Origin of the sequence: Mediterraneibacter massiliensis (genome assembly GCF_001487105.1) — a bacterium.
In the GTDB taxonomy this organism is placed as follows: Bacteria; Bacillota; Clostridia; order Lachnospirales; family Lachnospiraceae; genus Mediterraneibacter; species Mediterraneibacter massiliensis.
Genome location: NZ_LN913001.1, coordinates 1,037,168 through 1,051,495, shown reverse-complemented (window position 1 = coordinate 1,051,495; position 14,328 = coordinate 1,037,168). Strand labels below are relative to the sequence as shown.

General features: G+C 43.0%; 13 protein-coding genes and 1 pseudogene. 3 read left to right on the top strand and 11 right to left on the bottom strand.

All coding sequences use genetic code 11. The annotated features are described in order from the left end of the window. Window positions 1-76: 76 nt before the first annotated feature. Entirely contained in the window at window positions 77-430 is a 354-nt protein-coding gene (locus BN3282_RS09320) for a TnpV protein (RefSeq protein WP_408606326.1), read from the bottom strand. Between the two features lie 479 nt (window positions 431-909). Then, window positions 910-1,470 (bottom strand): annotated as a pseudogene (locus tag BN3282_RS15580) (winged helix-turn-helix domain-containing protein); the annotation flags it as partial. Between the two features lie 99 nt (window positions 1,471-1,569). Between BN3282_RS15580 and BN3282_RS09310 the strand changes: the two are divergent. Continuing rightward, window positions 1,570-1,779 (top strand): chorion class high-cysteine HCB protein 13, encoded by a 210-nt coding sequence (locus tag BN3282_RS09310; protein WP_082667519.1) that lies wholly within the window; start codon window positions 1,570-1,572, stop codon window positions 1,777-1,779. A 202-nt stretch (window positions 1,780-1,981) separates the two neighbouring features. On the opposite strand, the gene BN3282_RS09305 is transcribed toward BN3282_RS09310, so the two are convergent. Beyond that, a complete protein-coding gene (locus BN3282_RS09305) occupies window positions 1,982-2,128 on the bottom strand; it encodes a hypothetical protein (protein WP_162858239.1) in 147 nt (48 codons plus the stop codon). A 141-nt stretch (window positions 2,129-2,269) separates the two neighbouring features. Here BN3282_RS09305 and BN3282_RS09300 point away from each other — a divergent pair, with 141 nt between their 5' ends. Continuing rightward, the gene (locus BN3282_RS09300) at window positions 2,270-2,794 is read left to right on the top strand and encodes a hypothetical protein (RefSeq protein WP_059068611.1); all 525 of its coding nucleotides are present in this window, start codon (window positions 2,270-2,272) and stop codon (window positions 2,792-2,794) included. Further along, window positions 2,787-3,071: a hypothetical protein gene (locus BN3282_RS09295; protein ID WP_059068609.1), complete on the top strand. Its 285-nt coding sequence runs from the start codon at window positions 2,787-2,789 to the stop codon at window positions 3,069-3,071. Before BN3282_RS09300 ends, BN3282_RS09295 begins: the two co-directional genes overlap by 8 nt. 105 nt (window positions 3,072-3,176) lie before the next feature. On the opposite strand, the gene BN3282_RS09290 is transcribed toward BN3282_RS09295, so the two are convergent. The 8 genes from BN3282_RS09290 to BN3282_RS09255 form a co-directional block, all read right to left on the bottom strand. Beyond that, window positions 3,177-4,334 carry a DUF4317 domain-containing protein gene (locus tag BN3282_RS09290; RefSeq protein ID WP_059068608.1) on the bottom strand — a complete coding sequence of 386 codons (1,158 nt, stop codon included), beginning with the start codon at window positions 4,332-4,334 and terminating at the stop codon, window positions 3,177-3,179. Window positions 4,335-4,432: 98 nt separating this feature from the next. Further along, entirely contained in the window at window positions 4,433-5,740 is a 1,308-nt protein-coding gene (locus BN3282_RS09285; RefSeq protein ID WP_059068607.1) for an MATE family efflux transporter, read from the bottom strand. Further along, window positions 5,730-7,949, bottom strand: a complete 2,220-nt coding sequence (larE, locus tag BN3282_RS15480) for an ATP-dependent sacrificial sulfur transferase LarE (RefSeq protein WP_082667518.1) — start codon at window positions 7,947-7,949, stop codon at window positions 5,730-5,732. The genes BN3282_RS09285 and larE overlap by 11 nt, the downstream gene beginning before the upstream one ends. Beyond that, window positions 7,946-8,692: a nickel pincer cofactor biosynthesis protein LarB gene (larB, locus tag BN3282_RS09275; protein WP_059068605.1), complete on the bottom strand. Its 747-nt coding sequence runs from the start codon at window positions 8,690-8,692 to the stop codon at window positions 7,946-7,948. The genes larE and larB overlap by 4 nt, the downstream gene beginning before the upstream one ends. Window positions 8,693-8,818: 126 nt before the next feature. Next, window positions 8,819-10,288 (bottom strand): ATP-dependent Clp protease ATP-binding subunit ClpX, encoded by a 1,470-nt coding sequence (gene clpX, locus BN3282_RS09270; RefSeq protein WP_059068603.1) that lies wholly within the window; start codon window positions 10,286-10,288, stop codon window positions 8,819-8,821. Window positions 10,289-10,408: 120 nt separating this feature from the next. Next, complete coding sequence (ligA, locus tag BN3282_RS09265) at window positions 10,409-12,367, bottom strand: NAD-dependent DNA ligase LigA (protein WP_059068601.1); 1,959 nt, start codon at window positions 12,365-12,367, stop codon at window positions 10,409-10,411. Window positions 12,368-12,410: 43 nt separating this feature from the next. Then, entirely contained in the window at window positions 12,411-13,175 is a 765-nt protein-coding gene (locus BN3282_RS09260; protein WP_059068596.1) for a pseudouridine synthase, read from the bottom strand. Continuing rightward, window positions 13,168-14,328, bottom strand: coding sequence for a DHHW family protein (locus BN3282_RS09255; RefSeq protein ID WP_059068595.1), 1,161 nt, complete (start codon window positions 14,326-14,328; stop codon window positions 13,168-13,170). Before BN3282_RS09255 ends, BN3282_RS09260 begins: the two co-directional genes overlap by 8 nt.

The following is a 14,328-nucleotide window of genomic DNA, read 5'->3' as shown; positions in this document are numbered from 1 at the left end:
AAAACTGAGTCTATCTTATCATATCAGAAAAAATAAGGATAGAATTCGATTGTATTTTCTCTCCTCCTTATCCTTTTTACGCAAAGATAATTTCTTTCTCCACAAATTCCCTGGCACTCGTGTGTATGTAATTCATTCTCCGTATCCATTCTAATGCATTTTTAGTCTTTAGCTGTTCCGTTATCCCCTGTGCCTGTTTTAATTGCTCTACGAGCCCTTCAAAACGTTCCTGAGCCTGTTCATCAATGTCAGCCAGATAATCATTCAATCTGCCACCCGTAAGCAACTCTAAATATACATCTTTACGATATTCCTTTAGATACTGCAAATGCCGTTGTCCCCATACTCCCATCTGTCTCGTTTCTTTCTCTGCTGGTAAGGCAAGACTAGGGATAAGATAATCACCATGTCTGATATATGTACCACCCATTCTTTCATAAATTGTCTTTTTCAACTCCCATATCACCTTTCTTTCGTTTTACTTCACAAATATAACTCACAACATTGCTACATAATACATTATTCTTCCGGGCGAGAAAGAACTCCACATCACATAGGCAAGCAGTATATTCATATTCCAACTACCATGAGTTATATTATTGCAAGCCGCCTTTTCACCACTCAATTTTGACTTCTGACACCGGTACTCATCATCAAAATTATCATGGTATTTCTCATTTTTTCGTAGGACAAAAGTCAGTGAAACCCTTATATTTACTGGGTTCTTTCTAACTTAACAATATATTAACTCATTCCCCCGTATCTAATATCGCCGCACATACACCCTGTCCTATATACTTGCCGGATATGGTATCTTCACACCAGTATCCTGTCGTTTCTTTTACCCATCTCATACAAACACCTTTTTTACCAGAATATGAATCTTACATCGAAAAGTGTTTATTTTCTTTACCCCTGACCAGATGTCGCCTTATCTTCCACCTTGATCATTCGGTAACCTATCCCTATATGCGTCTGTATATATTGAGGGTGCGCCGTATCTTTCTCGATCTTTTTTCTCAAAGATGCCATGTATACCCGCAAAGAGGACATATCGCTTTCCAGCGCATTAACCCACACCTTATCTAAGATGAACTGATAGGTCAGGACCTTTCCCACATTCTGTGCCAACAGGCAAAGAAGACTATATTCCAGCGGCATCAAATGTATTTCACGCCCTTCTACAGATACTGTTCCGGCTCCATAATCAATCATAAGTTCTCCATTATAAAAAACGCTCGCATTGACAGACTCTGTATGCAACAAATATTGCAGCCTCCGTAGCGTAGAACGCAGTCTTGCAAGCAGTTCTTACACACTGAACGGCTTTGTCAGATAATCATCTGCCCCGACATCCAATGCATCTACCTTATCCTGATCATCACTTCTTGCACTGATGACAATAATCGGCACGACAGACCATGTACGTATCTTTTGTATCACTTCGATCCCGTCCATGTCTGGCAGCCCCTATTAAAATGGTATTAAAATGTTTTTTCTTTTTCCTCACACATTCTCTGAAGAGGCATATTATGTAACTGTAAATAAACATATTTGGAGGATTTCAATATGAGTGAATTAAGTGCTACAAACTGTGGATGCGGATGCGAAAATGGAGGCGGAATGTCTTCCTGTCTGTGGATCATTATCCTGCTTTGCTGCTGCGGCGGATGTGGAAATGGTTTTGGCGGCGGTTTCGGCGGCAATGACAGCTGCCTGTGGATCATCTTACTTCTGTGCTGCTGCGGCGGTTTCGGAAATAACGGCTGTGGATGCTGATCCATATGTGATCACTGATTTTAACAAGCTGCGGCTTGGGCGGGTAAAACATCCGCCCAAGCCGCAGCCTTTTATTTTTTTCTGTGCTCTCCAGTAATACTGTCATTCTTTATATACATGCTAAAATTCAAGTTTTATAACTGTCGATACGATGTTGTCTCAACATCCTTGCCTTCAGTCAAAGAACGATTTTCTCTTGTCTTTATTCTGTTGAGTCCGTTTTTTTGGTTTGTTTCACACTTTTGTCTGTATTCGTCTGTTCTTTTTTCTCCTCCTTCTTTTTTTGAAGCATACATTCCTCATCTAATTCATAAACCGCATTTCCATCAATGATCAATCTTCTTTTCATATTATACGCACCATTTTTTATCTTCTTATTACAATATGTAACGTACAATATATGCGTGTGCCTCCCCTATGCCGTCCCGGCGAAATCATATTTTTGCTTCCAAAGACATATATATTTATAACGCTGTATCCAGGAGCGCTTATGGAGAAAAAAACGCCCAGACTGATGACCCCTTTTGATGCTCTCGTCACCCCTCCTATACTTCAGACATTAAAACTTATACTCCCCTACACGCCTGTATCGGGGCAGCAAATATTGGGAACCTTTATCAAATTTGTCGAATTAAAAGAGACACTGGCCTTTTTCCAAAAACGCGGTCCTGCCTTGCACTCTCAGACGTTTAGCAAGCCTTTCCCCTCTTCCCCGGCAGAAATATTGGATGATATGGCACCCTATCTTCCCCCGGAAGAATCTTCTGCTCTGGAACAATTTTCTAATATGATGCAGATGATGGAAATGCTGAAAGTGTTTCAAGAATCCTATGCTCCTGCTGACTCTGGATCCGAAAACTCTCATCCGCAGATGGGCATTTCTCCAATGGATATGATGATGGGAATGCTTACTCCTGAACAAAAAGAAATGTTTGAGACATATAATTCTCTATTTTCCAATAATGATATTACTAACATACAAAAATCACAAAAAGGAGATGATACGATTGAATGAATGGCTCAACCATCCGGCTATGAAAAATATGGATCCCGCCAAATTAGAACTGATCAAATTGGCGGCACAACAGACTGCCGGAAAATCTGGCAAAGAACTGGCTCCGATCCTGCTTGCACTCATCACAAATGCAAATAAAAAAGGCTTAAGCTTTACCCCCAATGAAGCTTCCCTTATCTTTGAAATACTAAAAGAAGGGAAATCAAAAGAAGAACAGGAACAAATCAATAGAACAATACAAATGACAAACAATCTCTTCCAAAGGCAAAAACATTAAATTAGAATTCAACTGATAAAATGGCGTAAAAAATATGTGTATTTTGCATGAGCGAAAAATTTCGGCAAATCCCTGACGGACCATGCAAAATACACATTTTATGCGCTACTTTATGGATGAACTTCTTATTTCTTCTCTTTTTATTGTTTTTACCTGTATCCCATTTACTTCTATGTGATCATCTACCGGTATTACGAGGCATTGTCTTCCATCTATAATCCTGGTTTCTACCAAATCTGCCCGCTCAGGATTGACTTTGATCACCACGTCCGGAGTCTCAATATTAAATTTCCTTACTTCGGTAATGTTGGATGCCAAAAGAGAGGCTTTTTCTCCTGCATTTTCTTCAAAATTCTTTTCGAAGCCCTCCATTTTCTCGTTAGAAACTCCGCTTTTTTCAAAAATCTTTTTCACATCTGTCTTGTCTAACACCAGTGGTTCCGGTTCTTCCTTATGCTCCTCTATCATTTCATGAAGTGTCTCATGGATATTCCGGACCGTCTCATAATCTCCATCTTCTCCCAAGGTATCTTCTATGATCATCTGAAACGTCTCCTTTTGTGTGTCCGCGGACATTGGCATAGATGCTCCCAGTACATGTTCAGCCATCTCCGGCTGCAGATCTTCCGATTTTTTCGTATAATACAGTACTCCATGAAGATCTGTGCTGCGATCTGTAAACGCTGGGAATAAGAACCCTTTGTCCGGCATATCCACCACCCAATCCCTCACTCTTTCCTCAATACGGTTATCCTGCGCATTGTAGGAGAGTCCGGCTTTCGAAAGAGAAACCGGACAGATACTGCACAGGAGATATTCATATACTTCATCCGATGCATCGAACATCTCTATTCCGTCTGACGATTTTCCCGGTATATCATACATTGCATGGATCAGTATAATATAATAATTTTCTTCATATATGTAACTTTCGATCACTTTATCATAAAATTCTTCCAGAAGCATATCATCTTCCAATTTACTGTTTTTCAGCTTCAGCAAAAATTCCTGTGTGCCGCCCGGCATTTCGGCATCCAGTGGAAACGACATGTTGAGCATATTCTTTCCCATTGTCCCGGATAGAGTCTTCTTAAATATATCAAAATATTTAAATGCCTCTTCCTCCGGCAAAGACAAAAAAGCCTCCTTGGCTTCCATCTTTTTATTCTTTTCATGATCTACATAACACCCGCAGATTCTTGTGATCGCACAATTGGCAGGTGTAAATTGTTTTCGTATCTCTAATACTTCTTTTTTATTCATCATTACTCCCTCTTTCTTGATCATATATATACCGTATGATGCGCAGCACGCCCGCCTGCAAGGCATAAATTACGGGATGCCCGGATGGGCATGCCTTTTTATCTTACAATACATTTCCTTTTTACAAAAGAACTATTTTGCAGCTTTGCAAGAATAGCCGTCATTATCTGGGCGCCCAGAACAGAACTCCATAGTCCGCTTATCCCCATCCTGTCAGGCAAAAACAGCAAAAACACAAACAAAAAGACCGCTTCTGCATACACCAAAATATAGGATTGTATACTCTTTTCACTGGCATAAAAAACAGATGTGGTGATCCTTGTATAAGATAAAAAAAGAAAACCTGCAAGAAAAAACGGCAGCGCCTCTGCCACTTCTTGATTTACCGCAGAGGAAGCCCCAAACAGACTGCCTGCCACTTTCCGCGCAAAATATAAGACAACGGCACTTACAGCTGCCACGGCCGCAGCCATCCTATAAGCCATAGATCCCGCATGGCGCATTTTTTCCTTATCCTGCCGTCCATAATACTGGCTGATCAATGGCTGACTCCCATCCCCTACGCCTTGCAGCAGCATATAAACGATCGTTGTCACATATGCCACACAGGCATAACATGCGACCGCCTCTGTCCCCCCTGTCCGCATTGCAAAACGGTTCATCAACATCAATGTAAGCATGGGAGAAAATGTAATGCCAAAAGGAGACACAGCAATTTTCAGAATTGTCATATATACTGTCTTCTTCCTGTTTACATCCGGAAGGAGAAAGGGGCACCTTTTCCAGACAAAATAGAGCATTCCCCCTGCCGCTGTCACTGCCTGTCCGATCACAGTAGCTGCCGCTGCACCTTTTATCCCAAACGGGAACACCCACACAAAGAAATAATCCAATATGATATTTGCCGCAAATCCTGCTGCCATGCTCCCCATGGCATATAAAGAGCCGCCCATATTCCGGATCAACGGCACCACACCGGTTCCAAATATCTGAAATATACTGCCTAAACTGATCACAAACAAATATTCTTCTCCCAGTTCAAACACCTCTCCTTGCGCCCCCAATAAAATAAGGATTGGACGTCTGGCAAAAAAAGCCAATAACATAATACTTAAACTGCTGATAAGAAGCAGAATTAAAGTGCCGCTAAAGTACGCATTTTGCTCTTTTTGCTTTCCTTGCGCTGCCCGGATAGCATATTGGACAGCGCCTCCCATCCCGATCCCTGTGCCTGCTGCCTGCAGCAATGCCGTAACAGGATAGGCGATATTGATCGTCGAAAGCCCCACATCCCCAATGCTGTTTCCTACAAAAAAACCATCTACGATCGCATAGACACCTGATAGAGCAAACGCAAGAACAGAGGGAATTACACAGATAAAAAATTCCCGTCTGTTATGTCTCATCTTTCTCTCCATCTTCTATATCTGCATCCATGCTGCCAGATCGAAAGCCTTCTAGATCGATCGAAATATATACATAACCGAGTCCTTTTAAGTATTGTATGATCTCCTTTTTTCTTTTCAGTACCTCGCCTAATTCTGCCGCCTTTACCTCTATTCTGGCAAGTTTCCCATGAACCCGCAGCCTGACTGTAGAAAAACCTAGGGATTGCAAAAAACGTTCCCCTTGTTCCGCTTGTTCCATCCGCTCATAGGACAGTTTTGTCCCATAAGGAAAACGGGTAGCCAGACAAGGACCGGATGGACGTTTTGCCACAGAAATCTGATAAGTCTGTGCCAACTCTCTTATTTCCTTCTTCGTCATCCCACATTCTGCCAGCGGGCTTAAAATCCCGAGTTCCTTAATGGCCTGTATTCCCGGTCTGTATACATGCAGATCATCTTCATTGGTTCCTTCTACCAGACAGTTAACTCCTAGTTCTGCCGCCGTTTTTATCATTTTTTGAAATATATATTTCTTACAAAGATAACAGCGTTCTTTCGGATTGTCAGAAATGCCTGCTTCCTTCAATTCATCTACAAAAACAATTTTATGGACAGCTCCTATTTCTTCTGCCACCTTCGCCGCCGTCTCCAGATCCTCCGCTGGGTGCAGCCTGGAATGTACTGTGATCGCATAAACCTTCTGTCCTTCATCTGCCGCTTCACAGGCAAGCTTTAAAAGCAGACTGCTGTCCACTCCACCGGAAAATGCAACCGCCACACCATTCTTCGTACATTCTTTCATTTTTTGAAAAAGTGCCGCGCACTTTTCATCATACCTTATCGTACGGAGCATGCCCGCCTGTAAGTCATGTGCTGCGAGGTGCCCGGATGGATATAACTTTTCCTTATATTCCTCCGCAATAATCTGATAGACCTCCTGGTAAGATTTATCATGCTGTCGGCTCAATGCTCTGACACTTTCATACTCAGGATAAACACGATCACCGTCCTCGATACCGCACACTTTTACCCTGGCTGTCCCCAGAGAAGTCTGCACAGTCTGTATCTCCCGCTTAAGTACCGCGCGCTCTATTTTCTGCCGTCTGATCCCGATCGTCGTTGTCTCCTTAAAAATCATCTTTTCCAGTGCCGAAACCCTTTCCTCTGTACAGATAACACTCAATTGATAAGCCGGCCGGTTCTTCTTCATATAGATTGGAGAATAGTATACGTCTCTTGCCCCTGCTTCAAACAATCTCTCCATCACATATCCAAGGACTTCCCCTGTGCAATCGTCTATATTTGTCTCCAATTTATATATATTGTCTCGTTCTCCCGCCTTTTCTTCCTCATCTGTCTCGATCAACATCGCCCGCAGCAGACTGGGATATGCATAGTTTCTCTTTCCTGCTCCCAGCCCTGTCTTTTTGATATAGAATGTATCTGGCAGTTTATCCGTCGTTTTGATAGCCGCCGCGATCGCTGCTCCTGTCGGTGTTACCAATTCTCCCTCTCTCTGCGTAATATGAAGATGCAGGGCATATGCCTCTGCTGTCGCCGCCACTGCCGGAACCGGTATCGCCATCCAGCCATGCTGACACCGGATAAAGCCAGTCCCCTCATAAAGCACAGGCAGGATCGTCTCCTCAATCCCCAGATTATCCAGACATACTGCTGCCGCTATGATATCTACAATGGAGTCTACAGCTCCCACTTCATGAAAATGCACATGTTCTTTGTCGGTCCCATGTGCCTTCGCTTCTGCCTGAGCAAGAATATGGAAAATACGTATTGCTTTTTTCCTCGCTCCTTCCGTCATTTCTGCGTGATCGATGATTTCCAATATATCTTTTAACCTTCTGTGTACATGATCATGCCCCTGTTGAGCATGGCCGTGCTCGCCATGAGAATGCTCTGTATGCATATGTCCTGTATGTGTATGCCCTGTATGTGTATGCCCCGGATGTATATGTTCTTCCTGTGTTCCATACAGATATTCCATATCGTGATCATAATTTTCATGCTGTTCATCTAAAAGAACCGCAAAATCACAGGCGTCTATCCCAGCCCTTTTGACCCGACTGATACGAGTCGAAAATCCGTCTAAGGGAAGGCTCGCAAGCACTTTATCTAACACCGCTTCATCCGCCCCCAGATCCAGAAGCGCCGCCACCACCATGTCTCCGCTGATCCCTGTATAACATTCCAGATATAATGTCTGTTTCATCTTTTTGCCCCCAATCTATTGATCTGTGTAGCAATATAGCCTGCTCCATAACCATTATCAATATTTACCACTGCAATCCCATTGGCACAGGAGTTGATCATCGTCAGCAATGCCGATAAACCATTTAAATTTGCACCATATCCTACAGAAGTAGGAACCGCGATCACAGGCTTATCCACCAGACCTCCCATCACACTGGCAAGCGCCCCTTCCATGCCTGCCACTGCAACCACACAATTCGCGCTCTGTATCACATCCAGTCTGGACATCAGACGATGGATCCCACTGACACCTACATCATAGATCCTCTCCACATGGCTTCCAAAATACTCCGCCGTCTGCGCCGCTTCTTCCGCCACCGGAATATCTGCCGTTCCTGCCGTACAGACAGCGATCTTCCCGATACGCTTTTTTCCTTTCTTCTCCAACTTCAAAATATGGGAGATCTCATCATACTCTATATCCGGAAGTATGGTTTTCACTAGCTGATACTGCTCTTTCGACGCACGAGTTCCAAAAACTTCGCCATCTTCTTCATACAGCTTTTTATAAATATGGAGCAAATGTTCATCTGCTTTGCCGCTGCAAAATATAACCTCCGCAAAACCCGAACGCAGTTTTCTGTGTACATCCAACTTTGCATATCCCATTTCTTCAAAAGGCGCTCTGCGCAGGTACTGTGCCGCTTCCTCCACCGACATATCCCCCGTTTTCACCTGCTCTAAAATATCCTGTACTTCCATATGCTATCCTTTCCCTTTTTCGCTTCTTCCTTTGGATACAAAAATACAGCAAAGAAACACTGTGTCAGATAAGCAGGTCATTGACTGAAGTGTTCTGATACAGTGTTTCTTCTCATACCTTCATATTTAACTTAATCTGGGAACTTCCTGCCCTCTTAATTCAATGATCGGGCCTCCGGTTCCTTCAATATACTCTCTTGTGATCGTAACCTGTCCGATACTGTCATCTTTCGGGATCTCATACATGATGTCCAACATAAATTCTTCGATGATCGCACGCAAGGCACGGGCTCCTGTATCTTTTTCCATTGCCTTTTCCGCGATCGCCTCCAGCGCGCTGTCGTCAAATCTCAAGTTTACCTCATCAAGGGCAAGCAGCTTCTGGTACTGTTTCAATATCGCGTTTTTCGGTTCTTTCAGTATCTTTACAAGCATATCCTTGTCCAACCCTTTTAAAGTGAAAATAATAGGCAGACGTCCGATAAATTCCGGTATCATCCCGAACTTACGCAAGTCTTCCACTGTTACTTTAGACAACAGTTCTTTATCATGTTCAAATTTATCTTTTAACTCCGAATTAAATCCCATAGAAGTCTTTTGGGACAGACGTTCCTTTATGATCTCTTCCAGATCCGGAAATGCTCCGCCGCAGATAAATAAAATATTTTTCGTATTTACCGTTGTAAGAGGAACCATGGCATTTTTACTGTTGGCACCTACCGGCACTTCCACTTCGCTTCCTTCTAAAAGCTTTAACATACCCTGCTGCACGGACTCTCCACTGACGTCTCTTTGGCTCGAATTCCTTTTCTTAGCGATCTTATCAATCTCATCAATAAAAATAATTCCTTGTTCTGCTTTTTCCACATCGTTATCCGCAGCAGCCAAAAGCTTAGAAACAACACTCTCTATATCATCACCTATGTATCCTGCTTCGGTAAGCGATGTCGCATCTGTGATCGCAAGCGGCACATCCAGAAGTTTTGCCAGTGTCTTAACCAGATAGGTCTTTCCACTTCCTGTAGGTCCGATCATCAGCATATTGGATTTCTCTATCTCGATATCGTCCATCGTATCCGTAGCCACACGCTTATAATGATTATATACGGCTACGGACATCGCTTTTTTCGCATATTCCTGCCCTACCACATATTCGTCCAGCCGAGCTTTGATCTTATGCGGCGCCGGAATATCTTTTATATCCAGTTTATGATATTCTTTCGGCTTTTCCTTTTTCTTCTTGATCTTCTGGCTCTTTGGGATCGTATTTTCCAGATCCGACATATTCAGAAATTGTATTCCCGGCATGTTCATCAAGCGGTTTAAATCTATCGCTCCGCTTGTCATGGCATCAAAACTTTTCTGCATACAGTCCGGACATACCGTAATATTGTTCGGAAGATCTACCATCTTCCCTGTCACGCTCTCCGGTCTGTGACAGATAAAACAGATCTTTTCATAGTCATCTTCTTTTTTTTCATCTTTCTTTTCTTCTGTCTGTACTACTTCTGCTTTATCCTCCGCCGCAGTATCCGGCGTACTTTTTTCTTCTTCTTTTTCTTTCTCATCGATTATGATAAAATCTTTATCTGACATTGTCTTTCCCTTTCTTGCCTCGTATATACTAACCTGTCTCTCATTATAATACACATACTTTACGTTGACAAATGAACTTTTTCTAAACGTCCCGCTCTGCTTTTTGCAGACATCCCTGCTCTATTCTTCCAGCATTTTCAGAAAGTCTTCCTCTGAAATGACCGGGATCCCTAAATCTTTTGCTTTTTTATTTTTAGAAGATGTAGAATCTACATCATTGTTGATCAGATAATTTGTCTTAGAGGTCACCGTACCCGTCACTTTTCCTCCCTTTTTTTCAATCAATTCTTTTATCTCTCTGCGGTTTGCAAAATGTGTAACTGCGCCAGTCACCACGAAATTCATATCTTCAAATATCTGCTTTTCTGTCTCTTCTTTCATTTCCGGCAGTTCAACCTCTGCAAGCAGACGCCTGAACAGTTCCCTGTTTTCTTCTTCCAAAAAATACTCTACGAACACATGCGCGATCACACCGCCGATTCCGGAAATGGCACTTAGTTCTTCTTCCGATGCATTGATAAGGCGTTCCGGCTGCTCGTCAAATGCCCTACAGATCATTTTTGCATTGGACAGTCCTATATTGGGGATCCCCAGGCTGTATAACAGTTTCGGCAGCGTCGTCTGTCTTGCCTGCTCTATACTGCGCATTAGGTTATCATAAGATTTTTCTCCGAATCCTTCCATTTGCTTGATCTCTTCTGCGTACCGTTCCAGATGAAATAGATCCGTAAAATCTTTTACAAAGCCCCGGGCGATAAACTTCTCCAGCGTGGCCTGAGACAATCCTTCGATATTCATTGCGTCCCTGCTTACGAACAGCACGAAAGACTTCACATGCTTTGCCTGGCATTTCGGATTGGTACAATAAAGAGATTTCGTCTCATTCTCCATGGATATCTTCGTTTCACCGCCGCACACCGGACAGGCTTGCGGTATATCCTTCACTCCGCTGCGTGTTAAATTCTCCGCGATCTGCGGGATGATCATATTCGCCTTGTACACCCGGATCTTATCTCCAACGCCCAATGCCAGTTCTTCCATAATACTGATATTATGCACACTAGCACGACTGACCGTCGTTCCTTCCAGTTCTACCGGCTCAAAAACAGCGACCGGATTCAAAAGGCCTGTACGCGACGGACTCCATTCTATCTCCTGTAGGACAGTCTCTCTGGTCTCATCTGCCCATTTAAATGCGATCGAGTCTCTTGGAAATTTAGCAGTTGTACCAAGACTCTGCCCATAGGCAATATCATCATAGGTAAGCACAAGGCCGTCTGATGGTATTGCATTTTCTTTGATATGACTTTCAAACCATGCCACTTCTTCTGCCACAGTACTGCTTGACACAGGATGATTTTCCACGACAGAGAACCCCTGCTCTTTCAGCCATTCCATCTGATAAATCCTGGAGTTTTTAAAATCGATATCTTCCGCCCGCACAAGGCTAAATGCATAAAATTGAACATTTCTCTTTGCAGTGATCTCATTATTTAACTGCCGTACTGAGCCGCTGCATAAGTTTCTTGGATTCTTATATTTTGCATCTACATCTTCAATCTCTGCATTGATCTTTTCAAAATCCCGATAACTGATCACCGCCTCGCCTCGAAGAACAAGTTCACCTTTATAGGGGATCTTAAACGGAAGATTCGCGAATACCTTCGCATTATTCGTGATTACTTCTCCCACTTCCCCGTTCCCTCTTGTCACCGCTTTTGCAAGACTTCCCTGGCGATACGTAAGCACGATCGTAAGTCCATCCAATTTCCAGGAGATCATTCCCTTATGCCCGCCTAAAAACGCGCCTAACTCAGGAACTTCTTTCGTCTTATCCAGAGACAGCATCGGACGCTCATGCCGTTCCTTCGGCAGCTCGCTTAACACCTCATACCCTACATGGATAGTAGGGCTGGAAGAAAGCACCGTTCCCAGCTCTTTTTCCAGTACGGTTAATTCATCATATAACCTATCATATTCTAAGTTGCTCATGATCTCTGTATTTTCCTGTTCATAAGCACGGCGCGCCCTATTGAGCAATTCCACCAGTTCAAGCATCCTTGTCTTTTTCTTATCCACAATATCCCTCCAGCAAGCTTTCCTTTTTTCTCTGTATCTTTGATCATATATATCGTATGGGTTCGTTTGAGGAATCTTTTATCAGTTCATACAATCCGTCTAGTTCCTGATCCGTCAGCTTTCTGTATTCTCCCTCTTTTAAACTTCCCAGGCAGATATTCATGACCCGCACTCGCAACAGATCTTTCACCTTATATCCTAAGGCTTCACACATACGCCGGATCTGCCTGTTCAACCCCTGTGTCAGCACGATGGAAAACGTATACTTTCCTATCTGTTTTATTTTGCACGGCCTTGTCACTGTATCTAAAATATGCACGCCGTCTGCCATCTTCTTTAAAAATTCCGGCGTGATCTCTTTATCTACCGTCACCTTATATTCTTTTTCATGAAAATTCCCCGCACGCATGATTTTATTGATGATGTCACCATTATTCGTCATAAGAAGCAGACCTCTGGAGTCTTTGTCCAGCCTTCCAATATAGGTGACACGTACCGGATAATGCAAAAAGCGCACAATACTGCTGCGCTCTTTCCTTTCTTCCGTACATACAATCCCCACAGGCTTATTTACTGCCAATACCACCATTTCATCCTGCCGGGAGACAATTTTATTTCCCACTTTCACTCTCTGTCCCGGAACGATCTTCATACCGGTAAGCGCGCGTTTCCCGTCCACGCTCACCCGGCCGCTTTCTATCAGTTTGTCCGCCTCACGTCTAGAACATACGCCGGCCTCGCTTAAATATTTATTCAGACGGACAGGCTCTGTTTTTCTGCTAAATTCCTTTTTTATCTGGTTACTCACTTGCAAACACTCCACTTATACTGTTATCCGAAAAGAATGTATTTCCGCTATACAAGAACATCACATCTGTTATACGGTAATTCTCCATGATATTTTGTATATTGCCTCCATAATATCTGGGATCGACCAAAATGATCTCTCTGAAATAGGGAGTCAAAAACTGTACAAAACAATTTGCAAAAGAATCTTTTACAAGCAAAAGCCTTCTGCTGCTGGATGACACTGTCTTAATATCAATGACCGAGGAATTCCCGCCTAAATACACCCCGTATTTATCTCTTGTCTTTAACTTGGCAGAATCATAAATAGACGTTGTTCTGCGCTGCTCGTCTACATAATTTACAATGACGTCGTTATCTTCATCTTTCGGAACATAGATATCGATCGTTTCTTTTACATCCAGATTCACACCGCTTTTCGCAGCAAGTGTTCCGTTGAAACTGTCCGTCACCGGATGTGCCACATATCCGCTTGCAAAATCCTTATCTATGTCCAGCGCTTTTGCTGCCTCATGAAATGTATAAAATGCTCCCAGCGCTGTCCAGTGCGGATCTGTCTTATAATAAATCTTTTCCGACTTATGTTTATTCAATACAGAAACTGCATCTACCCAATTTACAGATTCTCCCAGTTCTTTTCTCACCTGATTGATAAGCTGTGTCTGATCTTCTACCGTGGCAAGAGGCGGTATTGTATCGCTTAAAATATTTGCCGCATCCGGAACAAGAAGCATAGATACAGGAATATCTGGATACGCCTGCATAAAGCCTTGTATCGCCTCTATATTGGCGCTTAGATTCTCTTTGTCCGGTACTTCTATTTTTTCCAGAAGCTGCCCCTTTCTTCCGATCAGCACTCCATTTTCTTCCCTGCTTCCACCCAGACGATCCAAAAAGATCTTCACACTGCGCCATGCGTTCCTGCCTACAAATTGATCTGACAGATAATTTTCATAGCTTTCCATAAAATTGCCGCCTGTCACACTGCTCCAATCCAGCTTCGGCTTTTCTGTCAGCATTCTGTTCTCTTCCTCCGACATCTCCTTGTCAGGGAGCAGGATATTGAGTACCATGATAAGAAGCAGACACAGGATAAATATAGTCCCTATCAAATTTTCAATTTTGCCTTTCTTCTTTCTATTCTTTTCACCCAT

Excerpts from the sequence above, each read along its gene's own strand:
- BN3282_RS09255 (WP_059068595.1), bottom strand. The coding sequence starts at position 14,328 with ATGGGTGAAAAGAATAGAAAGAAGAAAGGCAAAATTGAAAATTTGATA.
- BN3282_RS09285 (WP_059068607.1), bottom strand. The coding sequence starts at position 5,740 with ATGAGACATAACAGACGGGAATTTTTTATCTGTGTAATTCCCTCTGTT.
- clpX (WP_059068603.1), bottom strand. The coding sequence starts at position 10,288 with ATGTCAGATAAAGATTTTATCATAATCGATGAGAAAGAAAAAGAAGAA.
- BN3282_RS09300 (WP_059068611.1), top strand. The coding sequence starts at position 2,270 with ATGGAGAAAAAAACGCCCAGACTGATGACCCCTTTTGATGCTCTCGTC.
- larE (WP_082667518.1), bottom strand. The coding sequence starts at position 7,949 with ATGAAACAGACATTATATCTGGAATGTTATACAGGGATCAGCGGAGAC.
- BN3282_RS09305 (WP_162858239.1), bottom strand. The coding sequence starts at position 2,128 with ATGAAAAGAAGATTGATCATTGATGGAAATGCGGTTTATGAATTAGAT.
- BN3282_RS09320 (WP_408606326.1), bottom strand. The coding sequence starts at position 430 with ATGGGTGGTACATATATCAGACATGGTGATTATCTTATCCCTAGTCTT.
- larB (WP_059068605.1), bottom strand. The coding sequence starts at position 8,692 with ATGGAAGTACAGGATATTTTAGAGCAGGTGAAAACGGGGGATATGTCG.
- BN3282_RS09310 (WP_082667519.1), top strand. The coding sequence starts at position 1,570 with ATGAGTGAATTAAGTGCTACAAACTGTGGATGCGGATGCGAAAATGGA.
- BN3282_RS09290 (WP_059068608.1), bottom strand. The coding sequence starts at position 4,334 with ATGAATAAAAAAGAAGTATTAGAGATACGAAAACAATTTACACCTGCC.